Below are 22,458 nucleotides of genomic sequence, written 5' to 3'. Positions count from 1 at the left end.
TTACATATTCACGAATTGGAGGAGAAATCATGTGAAACTGTCTGATGTAGACCGAAGGTTGTTGGCTTTGCATTATGTTTATCCAGTACCGTTTAATAAAGATGCAGAAATTTTGAAGGTGGACCCCGAGCTTCATAACCTATTCAATTATCATGCAGATGAATTGGCAAGGCTGCTACATATCCCCAAACAGAAAGCAGTCCGTCTGAATGAACAGCTGAAAAGGCACGAACAAACCCCTTTTACTCTTCTTTATCATCATGAGAAAATCATCCCTATTCCAATTACGAACCCTGCCTATCCGAAGGCATTGAAATGGCTTGTAGACCCTCCTGCCGTCCTCTATGTGAAAGGCGATCCAACGATATTGGACACAACTTGTAAAGTCGCGATCATCGGTTCTCGAAAAGCGACCGACTATACAAAGAATGCGCTTTCATTCATCGTTCCGCCGTTAGTCGATCAAGGAGCCGTAATCGTTTCTGGTCTTGCGAAAGGGGCAGATACGATGGCTCACGAGTCCACAATCCATTTTGGCGGAAAAACGATTGCAGTCCTCGGCCATGGCCTATTCCATTTGTATCCGTATGAAAACAAAAAGCTTGCAGAAAAACTAGCTGAACAACACTTATTGCTGACGGAATATCCTCCTTATATGAGACCTGCCAGATGGACATTTCCAATGAGGAATCGAATTATCAGCGGCTTGTCCGAATCGATCATCATTACGGAATCTGAAGAAAAGAGTGGTACGATGAGCACTGTGGATCATGCCCTCGAGCACGGAAAGACCGTTTATGCAGTTCCTGGTCCGATTACATCGTCACTATCGCTTGGGCCGAATAAATTGATCGAACAAGGTGCGAAACCTATTTGGAACGGCTTTCAGGCGCTTGAAAACCACTCTATTCTCTAACGGGGAAAACATGCCTTTTATTGAAAAGGTTGATTTTAAATCAAATCTGTTATACATTTTGCAACAGATATTCTTTTACATCCGGATACACTGGTAAGGGGATTGGGCAAGAACAAATAGACAGCCCTGCGGAATTGTAAAAAGGGAACCTCTATGAGGAGGAACATGATAAATGGCAGATTACTTAGTAATTGTAGAATCGCCAGCCAAGGCGAAAACAATTGAGCGTTATTTAGGAAAAAAGTATAAGGTGCGTGCTTCCATCGGGCACTTGCGGGATTTGCCGCGAAGTCAGATGGGTGTAGATACCGAAAATAATTATGAACCGAAATACATTACGATACGAGGAAAAGGACCGATACTCCAAGAATTGAAAAAAGATGCCAAAAAAGCGAAGAAAATCTTTCTCGCGGCTGACCCCGACAGAGAAGGGGAAGCGATTGCTTGGCATTTGGCGCACCAATTAGGCATCGATATCGATTCGGATTGCCGTGTCGTTTTCAATGAAATCACAAAGGATGCTATTAAGGAATCTTTCAAACACCCGAGGCCGATCGATATGAACCGGGTAGATGCTCAACAGGCAAGAAGGATACTGGATAGACTCGTAGGCTATAATATTAGTCCGATTCTTTGGAAGAAAGTGAAGAAAGGATTGTCTGCCGGGCGTGTACAATCAGTCGCGCTCCGACTGATCATCGATCGGGAGAATGAGATCAAAGCTTTCGTTCCTGAAGAGTATTGGAGCATTTCTGGCCGATTCACCAAAGACGGGAAAACATTTGACGCATCATTTTACGGGGATGCATCGAAGAAAATAAAGCTTGAAAATAAACAGCAGGTTGACGAAATCCTATCCAAAATGTCAGGCGATGAATTTGAAATCGTCAATGTCGTCAAAAAGGAGAGGAAAAGAAATCCTGCCCCACCATTCACGACATCTTCATTGCAACAAGAAGCGGCTCGAAAATTGAATTTCAGAGCGCGGAAAACGATGATGCTTGCCCAACAGCTATATGAAGGGATAAACACCGGGAAAGAAGGCATCGTCGGTCTTATCACTTATATGAGAACGGATTCCACACGTATTTCAGAAGGTGCCAAAGGAGAAGCTGTTTCCTTCATCGAAACGATGTACGGCAAGGAGTTCGTTGCTACATCGAAAGCGAAGACGAAGGAATCGGCGAATACGCAAGATGCGCATGAAGCAGTAAGACCAACATCGGTCATGAGGCCCCCTGAAGCGATGAAAGCGTTTTTATCTCGGGACCAGCATAGACTCTATAAATTGATATGGGAACGCTTTGTTGCAAGTCAGATGGCTCCTGCTGTGCTTGACACGGTCACTGCGGATCTTATGAATGGCGATGTCAAATTCAGGGCAACAGGTTCTGAAGTGAAATTCCCTGGTTTTATGAAAGTCTATATCGAAGGAGAAGACGATCAGGAAGAGGAGAAGGATCGCATTCTTCCGCCGCTCGATAAAGGGGAGCATGTGAAAGGAAGCGAAATCGATCCGAAACAGCATTTCACTCAACCGCCGCCAAGATATTCAGAAGCTCGACTTGTTAAAACATTGGAGGAGCTTGGAATAGGACGGCCGTCAACTTATGCTCCTACACTCGACACGATCCAGAAACGAGGGTATGTCACGTTAGACGCTAAACGGTTCGTTCCGACAGAGCTCGGGGAAATCGTCCATCAAGCGGTGAATCAATACTTCCCAGATATCATAGATATCGAGTTCACAGCCGAAATGGAGAAGAACCTCGACGGAGTTGAAGATGGTGAGGTTGAATGGAAGCAAGTCATCGATGAATTTTATAAAGAATTCGAGAAGCATGTCAAAGTTGCTGACGAGGAAATGGAAAAAATCGAAATCAAGGACGAGCCTGCGGGTGAAGATTGTGAAAAATGTGGATCACCAATGGTATTCAAAATGGGCCGGTATGGAAAATTTATGGCTTGCTCAAACTTCCCTGACTGCAGAAATACAAAAGCGATCATCAAGCCGATCGGAGTTACTTGTCCTTCTTGTAAAGAAGGGCAGGTCGTAGAGAGGAAGAGCAAGACAAAAAGGATTTTTTACGGATGCGACAGGTATCCTGAGTGTGAATATGTCTCATGGGATAAACCGATAGCAAGGCCTTGTCCGAAATGTCAAAGTACATTAGTTGAAAAAAGACTGAAAAAAGGTGTGCAAATCCAATGTACGGAATGTGACTACAAAGAGGATGCGCAAGAATAAGAAGATTGAAAAGAGGATGGCTGAATGACACTAATCGTAAATGTCATCGGAGCAGGACTGGCCGGGAGTGAGGCGGCTTGGCAAATCGCCTCCCGGGGAGTTCGAGTCCGTTTATATGAAATGAGACCAGTAAAGCAGACGCCAGCCCATCATACAGATAAATTTGCGGAACTAGTCTGCAGTAATTCATTGAGAGCGAACAATTTGACGAATGCGGTAGGAATTATCAAAGAAGAGATGCGCAAGCTCAATTCCCTCATCATCAACGCAGCAGATGCATGTGCGGTTCCTGCTGGGGGAGCACTTGCGGTCGATCGTCATGAGTTTGCAGGGAATGTGACAGAAAAAATTAAAAACCATCCGTTAATTGAAGTCATCAATGAAGAAGTGACGGTATTGGATGAAATGATGGAAGGCATCACAGTCATTGCAACAGGTCCTTTAACTTCACCTGCATTGGCTGAGCGCATTCGGGAATTAACGGGAGAGGAATATCTCTATTTCTATGACGCTGCCGCTCCAATTGTCGAAAAAGAGTCTATCGATATGGATAAAGTATATTTAAAGTCACGATACGATAAAGGTGAAGCCGCCTATTTGAACTGTCCAATGAACGAAGAGGAATTCAAGCGATTCCATGAAGCGCTGCTTAATGCAGAAGTCGCCCCTTTAAAGGAATTTGAGAAAGAAGTGTATTTCGAAGCTTGTATGCCTGTCGAAGTAATGGCTCGACGGGGAGAGAAAACACTTTTATTCGGACCGATGAAACCGGTCGGTCTGGAAGACCCGAAAACGGGAAAACGACCGAAAGCTGTCGTTCAATTGCGTCAAGACGATGCTGCGGGAACTTTGTATAACATCGTTGGGTTCCAGACGCATATGAAGTGGGGAGCGCAAAAAGAGGTGCTTCAACTTATTCCTGGGTTGGAAAACGTTGAAATCGTCAGGTATGGTGTTATGCACCGGAATACATTCATTAATTCCCCTCGCGTTCTAAATTCTACTTATCAACTAAGAAAGAACAGCAAAATTTTCTTTGCTGGCCAGATGACGGGCGTGGAAGGATATGTCGAATCGGCAGGCTCCGGTTTGATTGCCGGAATCAATGCCGCAAACTTGGCGTTGGGTAAAGAGCCGCTCCAATTCCCGATAGAGACTGCGTTAGGGAGTATGGCCAGATATATAACGGAGGCCGATTCAACGAACTTCCAACCAATGAATATCAATTTTGGATTATTCCCTGATTTAGGCGAGCATATCAAGTCAAAAGTCGAACGCGCAGAGAAACATGCTGAACGTGCATTCAAGGCACTTGAGCAGTTTCAACCTTCATTGCACATGTAAACTAAAGACTGCACATGTCGGATACTATTCCGCATGTGCGGCTTTTTAATGTGATACATATAAAAATTGAACAAACTGTGTCTAAAAAATAGCAGATGTCTGACATCCCAAGACGATTAAGTTGCCGTCGCAATATATTTTACGTTATAGTGAATCGTGGATGACTTTTGAATTTCTGAATTAGTCCTCCTATTCGATTAATGGCAGTATCAAGTGGGTTCAAAAAAAGAAAAAATAACCACTATTCAAACATGTTCCAATTTTGCTATAATTGACAGAGTGATTCATATGGGGGTGAAGCACTTGCGACGAATTGGTCCAGAGACTGTTCTTGACGAATACATATCTTACATACGACTGGAAAAGAACTATTCATCTTGGACGGTTTCTGAATACAGCAATGATATTCAAGAGTTTTTCACTTTTTTATCCCAAGAAGGAATTGCTGATCTGAATGATGTCGAGTATCCTGAAGCAAGATTGTATATAACAACGCTGTACGATAAAGGTTTAGCTAGGAAGACAATCTCAAGAAAGATTTCATCGATTCGGTCATTTTATAAGTTTGGCAATGCTCGATTCGGGATAAATGATAATGCATTCCGATTATTGCATCATCCAAAGAAGGAAGAGCGGCTTCCGGCTTTTTTTTATGAAAAGGAATTGGCGTCGCTCTTTGAAGCATGCAATGGAGATGATCTGAAATCATTGCGAAATAGCGCTCTTCTTGAACTGCTGTACGCCACTGGAATCCGGGTAAGTGAGCTGACATCCATTGAATTGGGTGATATCGATAACTCTCTCGGTATCGTCAAGGTAATGGGAAAAGGCAGGAAAGAGCGCTACGTCCCATTCGGAAGCTTCGCACAGGATGCACTTGAATCCTATATGGAAAAATGTCGTCCTGTATTAATGAAGAAGAAAAGTCATCAATCACTGTTTGTCAATTTACGTGGCGATCCTATAACGGACAGGGGTGTCCGTCATGTGCTAAGTGCAATGATGGAAGAAGCGGCTATCAATGGAAAGATTTATCCGCATATGATCCGCCATTCCTTTGCAACACATCTGTTGTCGAATGGAGCAGACATTAGAACAGTGCAAGAATTGCTTGGTCATAGTCATTTATCATCGACACAGGTGTATACACATGTCACTAAAGAGCATTTACGGAAAACGTATATGAAAACACATCCGCGAGCTTAGGAGGATGAACTGATGGAATTTCATTCTACAACGATTTTCGCCATACGGCACAAAGGTGTCTGTGCGATGTCGGGTGATGGACAAGTGACGATGGGAGAATCCGTCGTCATGAAACATACTGCAAAAAAAGTGAGAAGACTATTTGGCGGGAAAATTATTGCTGGATTTGCGGGATCGGTTGCCGATGCCTTTACACTTTTCGAACTTTTCGAAGGCAAGCTCGGTGAATTCAATGGGAATTTGGAACGCGCCGCTGTAGAGTTAGCTAAAGAATGGCGGGGCGACCGTATTTTAAGAAAGTTGGAGGCAATGTTGCTTGTTGCTGACAAAGATCGGCTTCTGCTCGTATCGGGAACGGGTGAAGTAATCGAACCGGATGACGGCGTTCTTGCGATCGGATCTGGTGGCAACTATGCATTGGCGGCAGGACGCGCGCTGAAAAAATATAGCGGCGACACACTTACCGCCGAGCAGATTGCCAAGGCGGCGCTTGAAACTGCAGCTGAAATATGTGTCTACACAAATGACCGGATTATTGTGGAGGTACTCGAATGAATAAAAAACAGGAATTGACCCCTCGCGAACTTACTGCTTACTTGGATCGATATATTGTAGGGCAGGATGCTGCAAAACGGGCAGTTTCCGTTGCAATCCGGAACAGGTATAGAAGAAGCCTTTTGACAGATGATGAAAAGAGAGAGATCATCCCTAAAAACATTCTGATGATTGGACCGACAGGTGTAGGGAAGACTGAAATAGCAAGAAGGATTGCAAGACTAGTCAACGCTCCTTTCGTAAAAGTCGAAGCGACTAAGTTCACCGAAGTCGGATATGTTGGCCGAGATGTCGAATCGATGGTTAGGGATTTGACAGAAGCAGCAGTCCGAATCGTCCGAGACGAAATGCGCGAATCCGTCAAGGGCCAAGCAGAGAAGCTTGCAGAAGAGCGGCTTGTCGAATTGCTCGTTCCTGAGAAAAAGCGCAAAGCCAATATGCAAAATCCTTTTGAAATGCTTTTTGGGCAAAAGACTGAAGAGGATGATAAAAACCCTGAAGAAGCGAATGATCTCAGTAGAAAAAGGTCGGAAATTGCCCGTCGTTTAGCAGCAGGTGAACTGGAAGAAGAATCAATCACGGTGGAAGTTTCTTCTCAACAACCATCGATGTTTGATGCACTGCAAGGTTCGGGAATGGAACAAATGGGTGCAAGTATGCAGGATGCTTTATCTTCGCTCATGCCGAAAAAGATGACGAAACGCAAAATGAAGGTGAAAGATGCTAGAAAGGTCCTTCAAGCCGAAGAAGCGGATAAGCTGATCGATCATGATGAAATCGCAAGAAAATCAGTTGAATTGACTGAGCAATCCGGCATCATCTTTATCGATGAGATGGATAAAATTGCGAGTCGTAGCAATGGCGGCGGTTCATCTGCAGACGTTTCGAGGGAAGGGGTTCAAAGGGATATACTACCAATCGTTGAAGGTTCAACGGTTACAACGAAGTATGGTCCTGTGAAAACTGATTTCATCCTATTCATTGCGGCAGGCGCTTTTCACATGTCGAAGCCGTCAGATATCATTCCTGAACTTCAAGGACGCTTTCCAATCAGGGTGGAGCTTGAGAAGCTCTCGAAAGAGGATTTCGTCCGGATTTTAAAGGAGCCTGATTTTTCGTTGATTAAGCAATATGAAAAATTGTTGGCGACGGAAAATGTCGAAATTGAATTCTCGGATGATGCAATTGAAAGAGTTGCTGAAATTGCATTCGATGTGAACGATAATACCGAAAACATCGGCGCAAGAAGATTGCATACGATACTGGAGAAATTGCTTGAAGAATTATCGTATGAAGCTGCAGAGATTGGACCGTCATCGATTAAAATAACAGTTGCTTATGTCGATGAAAAGTTGAAAAATATCGTTAAAAATAAAGATTTGTCACATTTTATATTATAATGAGGGCGTTTTAGTTTATTTAACGATTGAAAAGCTTTAGAATATTCTTAAATACAAAAGGAACTTTAGGAGGAAATATTTATGTCTTTATTAGCGAAAACAAGAAAAATTAATGCAATGTTACAAGAAACAGCAGGAAAACCGGTTAACTTCAAAGAAATGGCTGAAAAACTCAGCTTAGTTATTGAATGTAATGCTTTCATCGTCAGCAGAAAAGGGAAGTTGCTCGGCCTTGAGATCCATCATCAAATCGACAATGAGCGTATGAAACAAATGTTCCAAGAACGAAAATTCCCTGAAGAGTATACACAAAAACTTTTCGAAGTGAGTGAAACATCTTCAAACATTGACGTATACAGCGACTACTCAGTATTTCCTGAAGAGGAACGTGAACTGTTCAAAGACGGTTTAACGACTGTTGTTCCGATCATCGGAGGCGGTGAGCGTCTTGGTACACTTATCCTTGCACGACTTAAAGAAAAATTCACTGAAGATGACCTAATCCTTGCAGAGTACGGTGCAACAGTTGTCGGCATGGAAATTCTTCGTGAAAAGGCTGAGGAAATTGAAGTGGAAGCGCGTAGCAAGGCTGTAGTACAAATGGCTATCAACTCATTGTCCTACAGTGAACATGAAGCGATTGAACATATCTTTAAAGAGCTTGATGGCAATGAAGGCCTTCTTGTCGCTTCGAAAATTGCAGACCGTGTAGGGATTACACGTTCCGTTATCGTCAATGCTTTGCGTAGGCTAGAAAGTGCTGGTGTAATTGAATCGCGTTCACTTGGTATGAAAGGCACATACATTAAAGTATTGAACAGCAAATTCCTTGAAGAACTTGAAAACCAAAAGAATTAATATTCTAAACACTTCGGTTGTTAGTCAGCCGAAGTGTTATTTTTATGGGAAGGAATGAGTAATCGGTCTACTGGTGAATAATACTAAATTGCTACGATGAGAAATTAGTCCTAAGAACTATAAAGGCAACGATTTAGCGTGGATAAAAGGGTTGTTTTGAACTAATTCTATTTTAATTAATATGATGGACAAAGTTCGCCAAAATCCGATACAATAAGATATGTGTTTTCATTGAAAGTTTTATAGAAATGATTATCTACCTAATAGAATCTAGTAAACATTTGAGGTGAAATATAGTTATGAACATTTATGGTTCAACGATTTCGCTACTTGAGAAGGGTTTGGACTTTTCTTCTGCAAAGGGAAAAGTTATTTCGCAAAATATAGCAAATATCGACACGCCAAATTACAAGGCGAAACATGTCAGTTTCAAGGAAATGATGCATGAAGCCCAAAGTAAGCCAATCAATGCGTATCGGACGAATGAACTGCATTTCGACTTTGCTTCCAAAGCTTCTCAACCGGGTATAGCCAAATATGCCGACTTTCGATATAGGCAAGATGGCAATGGTGTTGATATGGATAAGGAGCAGGCAGATCTTGCAGCAAATCAAATTTATTATAATGCTTTGGTCGACCGTCTCAGCAGTAAATTCAACTCGTTACAAAACGTCATAAAAGGAGGCCGATAATTCATGTCTATTTTCCATAGCCTTAATACTTCAGCCTCGGCACTAACAGCTCAGCGACTAAGAATGGACGTCATTTCATCCAATATGGCTAATATCGAAACCAGCCGTGGAAAGATGGTAGATGGTGAGTGGCAGCCGTATCGTCGAAAGACAGTCAGCTTACAGCCGGCAGAAGGGCGTTTTTCATCTATGCTTCAAGCGGCGATGGGGAGCCGGGATAGAGGGGCTGCGGGTTACGGGGTAACAGTCTCACGCATTCAGGAAGATGTCGAAACTCCATTCAAGCTTGTCTTTGATCCAACCCATCCAGATGCAAATGAGGAAGGGTATGTCCAAATGCCGAATGTGGATCCATTACGAGAAATGATCGACCTTATGTCGGCGACTAGGTCTTATGAAGCGAATGTCACAGTGCTGAACGCTAACAAAGCGATGCTTATGAAAGCCCTTGAAATAGGGAAATGATGAACGGGAAGGGGATTGATGACTGATGCCGATACAATCCATACAAGGTGCAGGGAATCCTACAGGTTTGATGAAAATCAATCAAGGTATTCAACCAACGCCATTTGAATCGCAAAAAAGCTTCGGTACATTTTTGAAGGATGCTATCCAAGAAGTGAATGTCAAACAGATCGAGTCAGATACAATGACCCAAAAACTAATCTTAGGTGAAAATGTTGATTTGCATAACGTCATGATCACCGCACAAAAAGCTTCAATCGCATTAAACGCAACAATGGAAGTGCGGAATAAGGTTATCGAAGCATACCAAGAGATTATTAGAATGCCAGTTTAAAAGCGAAGGCGTTCACTTTTACTCGCAAACGCCGTTCTTCGAAACGGCAGGGCAAAGATGTGCTCGTAACGTTTCTCTTTTACTCGCAAACGCCGTTCTTCGTAACGGCGTTGACTATGTAAGCAGACCGGGGGATCAGAATGAAAGAAAGATTGACGAAAATTGGGACTGACTTGAGGCAGTTCTGGTCGACTCGCACAAAACGACAAAAAACAACATATATCGGTTCCGCGGCTGCTGTCATTATTTTTGCTGCATTTTTAACGTATTTTCTGTCAAGGACGGAATTTGTCCCTCTATACAGTGACGTTTCGCGTGCGGAAATAGGACGGATCAAGGAAGAACTGGATGCGCAAGGCATTCCTAGCCAAATTGCGCCGGGAGGCACGTCCATCCTCGTTCCGAAAGAACGAGTTGATGATCTCCTTGTCACCCTTGCCGCGGAAGGGTACCCGAATACGGGAACAATCGATTATTCGTTCTTCTCTCAGAACGCTGGTTTTGGAACGACCGACAATGAATTCAATATGATCAAACTTGCTTCGATGCAAACCGAATTGGCGAATTTGATTAAAGGTATTCAAGGCGTGCAGGATGCTAATGTAATGATTACATTGCCGACGCAAAGTGTCTTTTTAAATGAAACTGTCCAAAGTGCAAGCGCGGCAATCATGTTGAAGACAGAACCTGGACATCAGTTTACAGAATCTCAAATAACGGCCTTATATAATTTAGTTTCAAAAAGTTTACCGAATTTATCTACAGACGATATCGTTATTATGAACCAGTACTCCGAATACTTCGATTTGAAATCACCCGGCCAATCTATTGGCACTAATATTGTCGACCAAATGGATTTAAAGAAGACGATAGAACGCGACTTGCAAAGAAAAGTCCAAATGATGCTCGGAACAATGGTTGGTCAAGACAAAGTCATCGTCTCTGTTACAACAGATATCGACTTCAAACAGGAAAACAGACAAGAGAATCTAGTTGACCGCGTGGATGAGGACCTTGATAGCTTAGCGATAAGCGTGCAACGGATAACAGAATCATTTTCTGGCAACGGTGCTGCCGCAGGAGGCGTACCGGCGGCAGAGGACGGCACTGATAACGTAACAAGCTACGTGGAAGGCAACAACGCTAATGGAGATTACGAGCGGTTGGAAGAGACTATTAATAATGAAGTGAACCGGATCCGGAAAGACATTGTAGAAAGTCCTTATAAAATTCGTGACATCGGTATTCAAGTGATGGTGGAACCGCCGGACGTAAATGATATCGCTTCATTGACACCTGGTGTGGAAGAGGATATTCGAACGATATTGGAAGCGATTATTAGCACTTCCATCGATAAAACTTACGTGCCTGTTAATGTCACGGACGAGTATTGGGAAGATAAAATAGCAATTTCAACACAAATTTTCAACGGAAAAATGACAACAGTTCCTCAATCGGCTGCTAGCGTAATTCCGTGGTGGGTATATGCGATAGGAGCAGCATTGCTCGTTGTCATTGCAATATTGGTCGTTGCCTACTTCCGTAAACGTAAACAAGAAAGAGAAATGGAAGAAGCTCTTATACTCGAGGAACAACGTGAAGCATTGCATGTAGAAGACATTAATATTGAGCATGAGACGGAAGCTTCCCTTCGCAAAAAGCAACTTGAAAAGATGGCGAAGGATCAGCCTGAAGAATTTGCCAAGTTATTAAGAACATGGATAGCCGAGGATTGACGGAGGGATGAAATTTGGTAAAGAAAGATAAAGAAATGACTGGAAAGCAAAAAGCTGCACTCCTGCTCATATCGCTCGGCCCGGAAGTTTCGGCAGCAGTCTATAAACATTTGACCGAAGAGGAGATTGAGCGCCTAACACTTGAAATATCCGGTGTGAAGAAAGTTGACTCCTCTGTTAAAGAAGAAATTATTGAGGAGTTTCATAACATTGCACTTGCACAAGATTATATTTCGCAAGGTGGAATAGGTTACGCTAAGACTGTTTTGGAAAAAGCGTTAGGGAAAGAGCATGCCCAGGCAATCATCAATCGTTTGACATCTTCCTTACAAGTTAGGCCGTTCGACTTTGCAAGAAGAGCAGAGCCGAGTCAAATACTTAATTTCATCCAAAACGAGCATCCTCAGACAATTGCTCTGATTCTATCTTACTTGGAAGCGGAGCAGGCGGGGATGATCTTATCATCACTACCACAAGAAATGCAGGCGGATATTGCCAGAAGGATAGCGACGATGGATTCAACTTCTCCTGAAGTCATCAGTGAAATTGAGGCAGTCCTGGAAAGGAAGCTATCTTCAACAGTTACCCAAGATTTCACGGAGACAGGTGGAGTCGATGCAGTTGTCCAAGTGTTGAATGGTGTCGATCGAGCTACCGAAAAAACCATTTTGGACGCACTTGAAATCCAAGATCCAGAGCTTGCAGAGGAAATTCGAAAAAGGATGTTTGTTTTCGAGGATATCGTCACATTGGACAATCGTTCCATTCAGCGAATTGTGCGCGAGTGTGAAAATGAAGATCTCATTTTATCGATGAAAGTGTCCAGTGAAGAAGTGAGGGAAATCCTCTTTAAAAACATGTCACAACGGATGGCTGAATCATTCCAGGAAGAAATGGAAGTCATGGGACCAGTGCGTTTGAGAGACGTCGAAGAGGCGCAGGCACGAATCGTTTCCATAATCCGTAGATTGGAAGACTCAGGTGAAATCATCATAGCCCGTGGTGGAGGGGATGACATCATTGTCTAATATTTTTCGTTCTTCCCGCACGATTTCTGAAGAAGGCAACGTAAAGGAAATCACAATCAGAAACTTAAATATGCCGACAATTGACGGAAAAGAGGAAGAGATTTCAAAAGAAATCCTTTTCGCAGAACGCGATCGGATGCTGAAAGATGCGCGACGGCAGATCGAAGTTGAAAAGGCGGATGTTGAGCATTTACGGCAAATGGCACAAGAGGATATTAACGCAATGCACGCTGCATGGGAGCAGGAAAAGACTGAATTACAACAACGTGCTTATGAAGAAGGTTTCCAAGTCGGATACGAAGAAGGTCGAAATAAGGCAATATCCGATATGAGTGAATCTATTGAAATGGCCAATGAAGTCACTGCCCATTCAAAGGAAAATGCTGAGAAATACTTGGAATCGCAGGAAAGAATCATTTTGGAAATTGCAATGAAGACCGCGGAACGGATTCTCGGTAAGACGCTTGAAGAGGATGAAGAAGCTTTCCTTTCAATAGTGAAAAGAGGATTGAAGGAAGCGAGAGAGATGAAAGAGATCAAACTATACGTATCCGTTTCACATTTTGAACTTGTTTCATCAAACCGTTCCGAATTGGCTTCTATTTTCCCTCCAGATATTCCGTTCCTCATCTTTGTAAATGATGATTTTGATAATAACGATTGCATTATCGAGACGAACCAGGGCCGGATAGTTGTCAGTGTGGATGAACAATTGAATGAGCTTAAAGAACAGCTCGTTGAAATGTTGGAAAGTGGTGACTGACGATGAAAAAAGCGAAACAACTGCTAGAGGTCATTCCTAAAGTGAATTCCTTTCCGAAATTCGGGCGTGTCGTCCGGGTAGTCGGACTCATGATTGAATCACAAGGACCGGAAAGCTCTGTCGGAGATGTGTGCCATATTCATCTAAATAATAGCGGCAAAGAGGACGCTGTCATTTTGGCGGAAGTCGTGGGGTTTAGAGAAGAAATCGTCATCTTAATGCCTTATTCAAATATCACTGATATTTCAAGTGGATGTCTTGTTGAATGTACTGGAAAGCCGCTTGAAGTGAAAGTTGGGATGAATCTTATTGGAAAAGTTCTTGATTCGATGGGGAACCCTATCGACGAGAGTCCACTTCCGAAAGGTTTATCTACAGTAAGGACAGAACAAAACCCTCCAAATGTAATGACAAGAAAGCCGATCAGTGAAAAGCTGGCAGTAGGTGTCAAAGCAATCGATGGGATGTTGACGGTCGGTAATGGTCAAAGGGTAGGGATTTTCGCAGGTTCAGGAGTCGGTAAAAGTACTTTGCTCGGAATGATTGCAAGAAATACGACGGCTGATTTGAATGTCATTGGTCTGATTGGAGAACGTGGTCGTGAGGTCCGTGAATTTATTGAACGGGATTTAGGACCGGAAGGGTTAAGCAAGACGATTGTTGTCGCCGCTACATCAGATCAGCCGGCACTGATGAGGATTAAAGGTGCATTTACAGCTACGGCCATCGCAGAATATTTTCGGGATAAAGGGATGAATGTCATGCTTATGATGGATTCCGTCACCCGGGTTGCGATGGCTCAACGGGAAATTGGACTTGCTGTCGGTGAACCTCCCGCAACGAGGGGATATACACCGTCCGTTTTCTCGATTTTACCGAAGCTCCTTGAGCGAACAGGAACGAATGATGTCGGTGCAATTACAGCATTCTACACAGTTCTCGTTGACGGCGATGATATGAATGAACCAATCGCTGATGCGGTGCGAGGCATACTTGACGGCCATATCGTATTGGATCGAACTCTCGCTAACAAAGGACAGTACCCTGCCATTAATGTTTTGAAAAGCGTAAGCCGTCTTATGAATCATATCGCAAGCCCAGAACATATAAAAGCTGCCGAAAAGCTCCGTGAACTGTATTACACATATGACAAATCAGAAGATCTCATTAACATCGGCGCGTATAAGCGGGGCACTTCGAGGGAAATCGATGAAGCGATCGAATATGAACCGCATATTACGAACTATTTGAAGCAGAGCTACAAAGAGAATGTAAGAATGGAAGATTCAATCGAAGAGTTAATATCACTTGCTCCAGGAGGTGGCACATCATGAAGCCCTATGAATATCGATTTGAAAAAGTGCTCACATACCGGGAACAGGAAAAAACAGAAACTGAAATTGAATTTAAGAAAGCAGTCGATTCCTTCGAAACGGTCGCTACAGAACTATATGAGCTGTTGAAACGCAAGGAAGAGGTCATTGCCAATCATCAAGAGAAAATGAAAAATGGCTTTTCCATTAACGAAATCCATAACTATGCCCGATTTATTGAGAGTCTTGATAAAAGGATCGAAGTGCTGCAGCAAACAGTCATTAAAGCGCGTTCCAAAATGAATTGGTTCGAGGAAAAGTTGCTCGAAAAGACGATTGAAGTGAAGAAGTTCGAGAAGATGAAGGAAAAAGACAAAGAACATTATCGTACTGAAATGGAACAGGCGGAAGCTAGCTTGTTGGATGAATTATCAACATTAAAGTTCCATAGAAGAGAAACAGGGTGGTAACTTGGCGAGGAATTCAAAACTGAAAACTGATGAGAAAATCGTTGAAAAGAAGAAAAGTACCCGCCTCTTCCAAGAAGTGCTACTTTGGACGCTCATTCCGCTCCTCTTCACGACAATGGTGTTATTGATCATCGCATATGTCGCTGATGTGAATGTTTTTGACAAAGCGAAAGAGTGGACAAAGTCCCTGCCATTCATTAACGAGAAGCAAGTCGATGACGAAAATGTCGATGACTTGGTCATAGAAGAACGAGTCGTCGAATTGCAAGCGGAAATCCAGGACAAGGAAGCGCAATTATTTAAACTCCAAGAAGACTTAGCTAAATCGGATGATGAGAAACAGGCTCTTCTCGATGAGCAAAAAAGCTTATTAGCTCAAATTGAAGCGTTAAAAATGGAAAAAGACGATTATAAGCGGGATATGAAGGAAATCATATCTACCTTCGAAAAAATGTCTGCAAAATCTGCAGCGCCTGTCATTACAAAAATGAGCGACGCAGAAGCAATTGAAATACTTTCAAGCCTAAAACCTGAAGTTCTCGCACCGATATTAGAAAAGATGTCACCTGAAGATGCCGCAAAATATACGAGTCTCATGACAAAATAAGTAGAGGTATAGGTGACAAGCTATGAGGGGAGGTGAAAGAAAGAGTGAACATCGGAGCATTGCAGTCAATGATCGGTATGAATCAACTTGCAGTAAACAATGTGCAAAAAGGCGATCCTGCAACGACAAAGTTTGGCGCAATATTTGCTAGCATTTCAACGAACGCTCCAGAAACGGAGCTTGCTGGTACTGGAGAAATTCCGGTCGAGTTAATTTCAAATCTTTTCAATGCGACGACAGTCGAAGAGTTGGAGATTGCTATACAAGCAATTCCGGGAAGCGGAAATACCGAATTGCCTTCTAGTGTTGTAGCAACCGAGAACATCGAAAGTGTAGAAGACCTTGCGAATTTGTTGGATGTCAATCCCGAGGAAGTGCTCGTAAAGGTAAAACAATTACTGGAGCAAGCTGGATTGACGAAAATTGAAACAGATGAATTGACCGTGGCTACTGATATGTGGACTATATTAAGCATGATTGATGGCGTGGGCAGCCGTTTTATTAATGAACTAAATGGAGCTCTCCAAAAACCGGCTACAAGAAATGAAGCTATCGAACTGTTGGCATTTTTAAAGACAGTAGATGTGATGGCGACGAAAAAAGATATGGTTGTATCTATGGAACAGATAGTCGACAGTTTCCACCATATGCTAACCGGAGCTGCTGGACAATTTGAACAGCGGATCGTAGCAATGATGAAGCAGGAGCAGTTGCCGTTCATCCAACAAAAAACGGACTTCAGAATTGTTCTTGAAACAAACTCGTCAAATTCAACAAATGCTGAAAGCAATGGTAATAAACAACCTGATACTCCATCTCAAACGACTGCTGCACATGGAATTACCACAGCAGTCAAAGTCGAAGTGCCAATACATCAGACCGAATCGAGACCAACAAATGTATCAATTTCAAATAATGCCGATAAACAACCCGATATAACTTCCCATACGACTGTTGTGCACGGAACTTCTACTTCAGTCAAAGTCGAACTGCCAATACAACAATCGGAATCGAATCATACGAATCGAAGCGAGACGTTCATGAAAGAAATGCAGGCGTTAATGAAACGATCCAATTTCGGTCAAGTAGGCGGAACGAACCGGATGCTCATTAAGCTATATCCTGAACATCTTGGTCAAGTCCGGATCGAACTGCTTGAAACGAACGGGATCATGACAGCGAGAATACTAGCCTCAACCGCATTTGCGAAAGGGTTGCTCGACAGTCAGTTGCACCAACTGAAACACGCATTTAACCAACAAAATTTGCAAATCAACCGCATTGACATTACGCAAACAATCCAAGAATCGACTAGGAATGAACGTGAACAATCGTTCAATGAGCAATTCAAGCGTGAGCAGCATAATAGTGATAACAGACAGGACAAAACGTCTGAAGAAGACCAATCATTTGAAGAATATATGATTGAACTGGAGGTGTAAAGAATGGTAGAAGGACAAAAACCGATAACTGAGTCGATGTTCCTTATTAATAAACAACGGGATCAACGGAAAACAGGTCCAGAAACGATGGGCAAGGACGCTTTCATGAAAATCCTCATTGCACAACTGCAAAACCAGGATCCGACGAACCCGATGAAAGACAACGAATTCATCGCGCAAATGGCCCAGTTCTCATCCCTGGAACAAACGATGAACTTGGCGAGCGCATTTGAAAAGTTCGCACAAGCACAAAACCAATCCCAGCTGATCCAATACAACCAATTTGTCGGAAAAAACGTCCGCTGGCACGAACTGACTGATAAAAAGGATGAAGCTGGCAAGCCGATTGTCAATGAAGGAACAGGTGTTATCCAATCCGCGAAATTCGTTGATGGGTCTGTTGTCTTTACAATGGCAGATGGCAAGGAACTGACTCCAGGCAATATTTCAGAAGTGCTATCTGGGTCCGGAAGTACAAATAGTCTAGTCGAAGCAAGTCTTTTGATAGGCAAAACAGTCGGGTATATGGATGGTGAAGTGGAAAAATCCGGAACGGTCGTATCTGTTTCCAATAAAGAAGGAAAACTTCAATATATTTTGGAAGACGGCAGTCGTTTGGACGGAGACTCATTTACATCCATCAGCCAATAAAAAAAGAGGAGCGAGTGTATGGACAAGTTGAACATCCACCACGTTCCATCGCAGCCGCTTATCCGCCATGGCCAACCGTTGAAAGCACCGCAACAGCCGAAACAGTCGTTTCTTGAACAGCTGAACAAAGCAATACAGCCGCAAGAATTGAAAATTAGCAAACACGCAAACGACAGGCTGAAAGAGCGGAACATTCATATTACAGAAACTGAATGGGCACACATCACAGACAAGGTGAATGAGGCAAAAGTGAAGGGAATCAAAGAATCGCTTGTACTGATGGATCAAGCAGCACTGATCATCAGCGCAAAAAATTCCACCGTCATTACAGCGATGGATCGCAAGGAAGCGAAAGATCAATTATTTACAAACATCGACGGCACAATCGTGCTCAGCTAACACCGGCAGGACCTCAGAAAGAGGATGCCGACGTACTGCCGACTGACAGAGGCAGCACATTCTACTATCCGAGAGGGGAAAAACAAACATGTTACGATCAATGTACTCAGGAATCTCAGGCCTACGAAACTTCCAAACGAAATTGGATGTAATCGGGAACAATATATCAAATGTTAATACTTATGGATTTAAAAAAGGACGGGTTATTTTCAAGGATTTAATTTCACAGACAGTGGCGGGTGCCTCTGCACCAGGAGAGACTCGCGGTGGGGTTAACCCGAAACAAGTGGGACTCGGATCTCAAATTGCCGCAATTGATACAATCCATTCAGGAGGTTCGACACAATTTACTGGGAATACGTTGGATCTAGCTATTTCAGGAGATGGTTTTTTCCAATTAGAAGACGGAGATGGTACAGGAAGAGTTTATACAAGAGCCGGGAATTTTTACTTAGATAATGAAGGTAATTTAGTTAATAGTGAAGGAAAATACCTTGTTGGCGATGCTGTTCCGCTAAATATACCTACGGATGCACAAAGCATGTCAATTGGACAAGATGGCGTAGTTTCTTATGTTGATGTAGACGGTAATCTCCAAGAAGTGGGCCAAATTCAATTAGCGAAGTTTCCAAACCCTGCTGGTTTAACAAAAATAGGAGGAAACTACTTCGAGGAATCTGTTAACTCTGGGGTGCCTGAAGAAAATGTTCCTTTAGAAGGAGGAACTGGAGCAGTTGAATCCGGCTTCCTAGAAATGTCCAACGTCGACCTTGCAGAAGAATTTACAGAAATGATCGTTGCACAACGTGGTTTCCAAGCAAACACACGTATCATAACAACATCAGATGAAATTCTTCAAGAACTTGTCAATTTGAAGCGATAATTAACTAATTCTCTCACTATATAATTAGACTTATATAGGATTGAAGCGGAAGGCGGCGACTCCAGCGGGAACAGCATGAGCTGAAAGGCCCCGCAGGAACGCAGTGACGAGGAGATTGAAGCCGTGCCCGCGGAAAGCGTCCGCCAGAAGCGGAAATCCGTTACAGAAGACTGTTTTATGCATCATTAAACAAATATGCGTTATTAGCAAAGGAGGGTCGGGCCGGCCCTGTGCCCGGCCCCTTACATATGATTAAAGTTACACGCCTCAACGGCAAAGCGTTCATGTTGAACGCCCTATACATAGAAACTGTCGAATCGTTTCCCGACACGACCATCACACTGACGACTGGTACCAAATACATCGTCCTGGACCCAATTGACGAAGTCAATCGCCGCATTACTGAATTTTATCAGTCGGTCCAACTATTATCGAATCCGCATATCCGGGGTGAAGAAGATGAAAAATAAAGCATTAACAATCGCACTAATTATAGTAGTTACCTTGACACTCGTCGGGATAATCGGCTTAATCCTCACCTTGCAATTAAAAGGGGATTCGGTAGAAAAAGAACCGACGATCGATGAAATCCTTGAAGCGTCTGTGGACGTCCCTGAGATCATGACAAACTTATCGGGCCGACAATTCATCAAGATTTCATTGAAAATCCAAACAACAGATAAAAAAGCTGCAGAAGAACTAACGAAACGGGATTTCCAAGTTCAAAACATCGTTATCCAAGAACTTTCTGAAATGACTTCTAAAGACTTTGAAGGAAAAGCAGGGAAGCAGGCATTTGAGGATTCCATCAAATCGCAACTGAATCCTCTCATGCAAGAGGGTGAAATCGAAAAAGTGTACATCGTTTCTTACATTATCCAATAAGAAAATGATGGACATATACTATGCCGGGAGGTGGCCTTATGCCGGGAGATATTTTATCCCAAAATGAAATTGATGCCTTGTTATCGGCATTATCGACAGGTGAAATGTCCGCGGAAGAGATGAAGAAGGAAGAGGAGACCCGTAAGGTCAAAGTATATGATTTCAAGCGTGCCCTCCGCTTCTCGAAAGATCAAATCCGTAGCTTGACACGAATCCATGAAAACTTCGCAAGATTATTGACGACTTATTTCTCCGCACAATTGCGGACGTACATTCAAATAAATGTCGCATCGGTCGACCAAATTCCATTTGAGGAATTCATTAGATCCATTCCTAATATGACATTACTTAATATTTTCGAAGTCCCGCCACTTGAGGGCAATATCATCATGGAAGTCAACCCAAATGTAGCCTATTCAATGCTTGACCGATTGATGGGCGGCATTGGGGAAGGCCCTGGAAAAGTGGATAATATGACCGAAATTGAAACAAAGATATTAACTAATCTTTTCGAACGGTCTTTCGACAATTTACGTGAAGCTTGGGCAGGCATTATTGAAATGGATCCGTTCTTATCCGAAATGGAAGTGAATCCACAGTTTCTTCAAATGATTTCACCGAATGAAACCGTTGTAGTCATTTCATTCAATATTGTCATCGGAGAGTCGAGCGGAATGATCAATATATGTATTCCACACGTTGTCCTCGAACCAATCGTTCCGAATTTATCGGTCCGCTATTGGATGCAATCGAACAAGAAAGAACCGACGACAGAACAAAGTATCATTTTGGAAAAACGATTGAAACAAGCAACTTTGCCAATTGCTACTGAATTAGGGAAAGGTTCTATGTCGGTTGAGGATTTCTTGTATCTTCAAGTTGGGGATGTCATTTCTCTTGATCGGAAAATAGATGATCCATTACTTGTCAGAGTGGGAGACGTACCAAAATTCACTGCACAACCAGGTCATCTTCGAAATAGGATGGCTGTACAAATAATCGATATATTGAACGGAGGGGATGAAGATGATGAGTGATAATGTACTTTCTCAAGAAGAAATCGAAGCGTTGCTGCGCGGAGAACCAATCCGCGCGGAAGAAACGGCAACATCGTCCTCTGCACATCAGAATTTTGATAACCAATTAAGCGAAATGGAGAAAGATGCATTGGGGGAAGTTGGAAATATATCCTTCGGGAGCTCCGCGACAGCACTCTCCTCATTGCTTGGGCAAAAAGTTGAAATTACAACTCCCGCAATCTCTGTAGTAGATAGGAGTATGTTAGAAACTGAATTCATCCACCCTTATGTGGCTGTCCAAGTGGAATATACGGAAGGTTTAAACGGTACAAATCTACTCGTTATTAAACAAAGTGACGCAGCAATCATCGCTGATCTCATGCTTGGCGGAGATGGAATGGCTCCAAATGAAGAACTAAATGAAATCCATTTGAGTGCTGTACAAGAAGCGATGAACCAAATGATGGGTTCGGCGGCTACGTCGATGTCTACTGTCTTCAATAAGAAAGTTGATATTTCCCCTCCATCAATCGACTTGATGAATATGCAAAACGCTGAAGGCACTGAAAAGATACCGGAAGATGAAATGATGATCAAAGTCTCCTTCGAGTTGAAAGTCGGAGAATTGATTGATTCAAATATTATGCAGCTGTTTCCGCTCCAATTCGGTAAAAACCTTGTAGCATCGCTTATGGGAATGGGGGCAGAGGAAGAGGCCGCAGTTACGATTGAAGCGCCTTCCAGACCGGCTCCAACAATCGAGCAGCCGAAAAGACAAGAATTTCCTCAAGAGGATCATTCGACATTTCCAGGGCAGAGTGCTTCACAGCCGGGTGAACAGCCTTACTATGAACAACCTTATTACGAGCAGCCTGCTCAGCAACAGATGTCACAAAGACAGCAGCAACCTCCTGTCCACGTACAGCAAGCGCGTTTTGCAAGCTTTGATGCACCATCGCTTAATCAAGCTGAAACGAATAACTTGAATATGTTATTGGACATCCCATTGCAAGTTACTGTAGAACTTGGGAGGACAAAGCGGTCTGTTAAAGAAATCCTTGAAATGTCTAGTGGTTCCATCATAGAATTGGATAAGCTGGCAGGAGAACCAGTTGATATTTTAGTGAATAACCGTCATATCGCCAAGGGGGAAGTAGTCGTTATCGACGAAAACTTCGGCGTGCGGATAACGGATATTCTAAGTCAAACAGAACGATTAAATAACTTAAGATAGAACTTTGGGA

At 42.9% G+C, this 22,458-nt stretch carries 24 protein-coding genes; all 24 read left to right on the top strand.

From position 1 onward, the window contains the following. Positions 1-31 precede the first annotated feature (31 nt). The gene (dprA, locus tag ACTHPA_RS07495) at positions 32-916 is read left to right on the top strand and encodes a DNA-processing protein DprA (protein ID WP_440499534.1); all 885 of its coding nucleotides are present in this window, start codon (positions 32-34) and stop codon (positions 914-916) included. Positions 917-1,088: 172 nt separating this feature from the next. Further along, entirely contained in the window at positions 1,089-3,164 is a 2,076-nt protein-coding gene (topA, locus tag ACTHPA_RS07490; RefSeq protein ID WP_440499533.1) for a type I DNA topoisomerase, read from the top strand. 24 nt (positions 3,165-3,188) lie between these two features. Beyond that, complete coding sequence (gene trmFO, locus ACTHPA_RS07485; protein WP_440499532.1) at positions 3,189-4,508, top strand: FADH(2)-oxidizing methylenetetrahydrofolate--tRNA-(uracil(54)-C(5))-methyltransferase TrmFO; 1,320 nt, start codon at positions 3,189-3,191, stop codon at positions 4,506-4,508. A 312-nt stretch (positions 4,509-4,820) separates the two neighbouring features. Then, entirely contained in the window at positions 4,821-5,714 is an 894-nt protein-coding gene (xerC, locus tag ACTHPA_RS07480; protein ID WP_440499659.1) for a tyrosine recombinase XerC, read from the top strand. 9 nt (positions 5,715-5,723) lie between these two features. Continuing rightward, entirely contained in the window at positions 5,724-6,269 is a 546-nt protein-coding gene (gene hslV, locus ACTHPA_RS07475) for an ATP-dependent protease subunit HslV (protein ID WP_440499658.1), read from the top strand. Continuing rightward, positions 6,266-7,669, top strand: a complete 1,404-nt coding sequence (hslU, locus tag ACTHPA_RS07470; protein WP_440499531.1) for an ATP-dependent protease ATPase subunit HslU — start codon at positions 6,266-6,268, stop codon at positions 7,667-7,669. The genes hslV and hslU overlap by 4 nt, the downstream gene beginning before the upstream one ends. An 81-nt stretch (positions 7,670-7,750) precedes the next feature. Further along, positions 7,751-8,527 (top strand): GTP-sensing pleiotropic transcriptional regulator CodY, encoded by a 777-nt coding sequence (codY, locus tag ACTHPA_RS07465; RefSeq protein ID WP_440499530.1) that lies wholly within the window; start codon positions 7,751-7,753, stop codon positions 8,525-8,527. A 299-nt stretch (positions 8,528-8,826) separates the two neighbouring features. After that, positions 8,827-9,219 carry a flagellar basal body rod protein FlgB gene (flgB, locus tag ACTHPA_RS07460; RefSeq protein WP_440499529.1) on the top strand — a complete coding sequence of 131 codons (393 nt, stop codon included), beginning with the start codon at positions 8,827-8,829 and terminating at the stop codon, positions 9,217-9,219. Between the two features lie 3 nt (positions 9,220-9,222). Beyond that, positions 9,223-9,684, top strand: a complete 462-nt coding sequence (flgC, locus tag ACTHPA_RS07455; RefSeq protein ID WP_440499528.1) for a flagellar basal body rod protein FlgC — start codon at positions 9,223-9,225, stop codon at positions 9,682-9,684. Between the two features lie 70 nt (positions 9,685-9,754). Beyond that, positions 9,755-10,018, top strand: coding sequence for a flagellar hook-basal body complex protein FliE (gene fliE, locus ACTHPA_RS07450; RefSeq protein ID WP_440499657.1), 264 nt, complete (start codon positions 9,755-9,757; stop codon positions 10,016-10,018). 140 nt (positions 10,019-10,158) lie between these two features. Continuing rightward, positions 10,159-11,754, top strand: a complete 1,596-nt coding sequence (gene fliF, locus ACTHPA_RS07445) for a flagellar basal-body MS-ring/collar protein FliF (RefSeq protein ID WP_440499527.1) — start codon at positions 10,159-10,161, stop codon at positions 11,752-11,754. A gap of 14 nt (positions 11,755-11,768) precedes the next feature. Beyond that, positions 11,769-12,782, top strand: a complete 1,014-nt coding sequence (gene fliG / locus ACTHPA_RS07440; protein ID WP_440499526.1) for a flagellar motor switch protein FliG — start codon at positions 11,769-11,771, stop codon at positions 12,780-12,782. After that, positions 12,766-13,545 carry a flagellar assembly protein FliH gene (fliH, locus tag ACTHPA_RS07435; protein ID WP_440499525.1) on the top strand — a complete coding sequence of 260 codons (780 nt, stop codon included), beginning with the start codon at positions 12,766-12,768 and terminating at the stop codon, positions 13,543-13,545. The genes fliG and fliH overlap by 17 nt, the downstream gene beginning before the upstream one ends. Before the next feature lie 2 nt (positions 13,546-13,547). Beyond that, positions 13,548-14,879, top strand: coding sequence for a flagellar protein export ATPase FliI (fliI, locus tag ACTHPA_RS07430; protein WP_440499524.1), 1,332 nt, complete (start codon positions 13,548-13,550; stop codon positions 14,877-14,879). Further along, positions 14,876-15,328, top strand: a complete 453-nt coding sequence (fliJ, locus tag ACTHPA_RS07425; RefSeq protein ID WP_440499523.1) for a flagellar export protein FliJ — start codon at positions 14,876-14,878, stop codon at positions 15,326-15,328. The genes fliI and fliJ overlap by 4 nt, the downstream gene beginning before the upstream one ends. A 1-nt stretch (position 15,329) precedes the next feature. Further along, positions 15,330-15,935: a MotE family protein gene (locus tag ACTHPA_RS07420; RefSeq protein WP_440499522.1), complete on the top strand. Its 606-nt coding sequence runs from the start codon at positions 15,330-15,332 to the stop codon at positions 15,933-15,935. A gap of 44 nt (positions 15,936-15,979) precedes the next feature. Beyond that, positions 15,980-17,377, top strand: a complete 1,398-nt coding sequence (locus tag ACTHPA_RS07415) for a flagellar hook-length control protein FliK (RefSeq protein WP_440499521.1) — start codon at positions 15,980-15,982, stop codon at positions 17,375-17,377. A 3-nt stretch (positions 17,378-17,380) separates the two neighbouring features. After that, a complete protein-coding gene (flgD, locus tag ACTHPA_RS07410; RefSeq protein WP_440499520.1) occupies positions 17,381-18,028 on the top strand; it encodes a flagellar hook assembly protein FlgD in 648 nt (215 codons plus the stop codon). A gap of 18 nt (positions 18,029-18,046) precedes the next feature. Next, positions 18,047-18,427, top strand: a complete 381-nt coding sequence (locus ACTHPA_RS07405) for a TIGR02530 family flagellar biosynthesis protein (RefSeq protein WP_440499519.1) — start codon at positions 18,047-18,049, stop codon at positions 18,425-18,427. A gap of 88 nt (positions 18,428-18,515) precedes the next feature. Further along, on the top strand, positions 18,516-19,310 hold the full coding sequence (gene flgG, locus ACTHPA_RS07400; protein WP_440499518.1) for a flagellar basal body rod protein FlgG: 795 nt from the start codon (positions 18,516-18,518) through the stop codon (positions 19,308-19,310). 248 nt (positions 19,311-19,558) lie between these two features. After that, a complete protein-coding gene (locus ACTHPA_RS07395; RefSeq protein WP_440499656.1) occupies positions 19,559-19,780 on the top strand; it encodes a flagellar FlbD family protein in 222 nt (73 codons plus the stop codon). Continuing rightward, a complete protein-coding gene (gene fliL / locus ACTHPA_RS07390; protein ID WP_440499517.1) occupies positions 19,770-20,195 on the top strand; it encodes a flagellar basal body-associated protein FliL in 426 nt (141 codons plus the stop codon). The genes ACTHPA_RS07395 and fliL overlap by 11 nt, the downstream gene beginning before the upstream one ends. 38 nt (positions 20,196-20,233) lie before the next feature. Continuing rightward, a complete protein-coding gene (fliM, locus tag ACTHPA_RS07385) occupies positions 20,234-21,232 on the top strand; it encodes a flagellar motor switch protein FliM (protein WP_440499516.1) in 999 nt (332 codons plus the stop codon). Then, positions 21,225-22,448 (top strand): flagellar motor switch phosphatase FliY, encoded by a 1,224-nt coding sequence (fliY, locus tag ACTHPA_RS07380; RefSeq protein ID WP_440499515.1) that lies wholly within the window; start codon positions 21,225-21,227, stop codon positions 22,446-22,448. The genes fliM and fliY overlap by 8 nt, the downstream gene beginning before the upstream one ends. Positions 22,449-22,458 lie beyond the last annotated feature (10 nt).

The organism is Sporosarcina sp. SAFN-015 (genome assembly GCF_051966875.1).
In the GTDB taxonomy this organism is placed as follows: domain Bacteria; phylum Bacillota; class Bacilli; order Bacillales_A; family Planococcaceae; genus Sporosarcina.
This window is presented reverse-complemented; position numbering and strand designations above follow the sequence as displayed.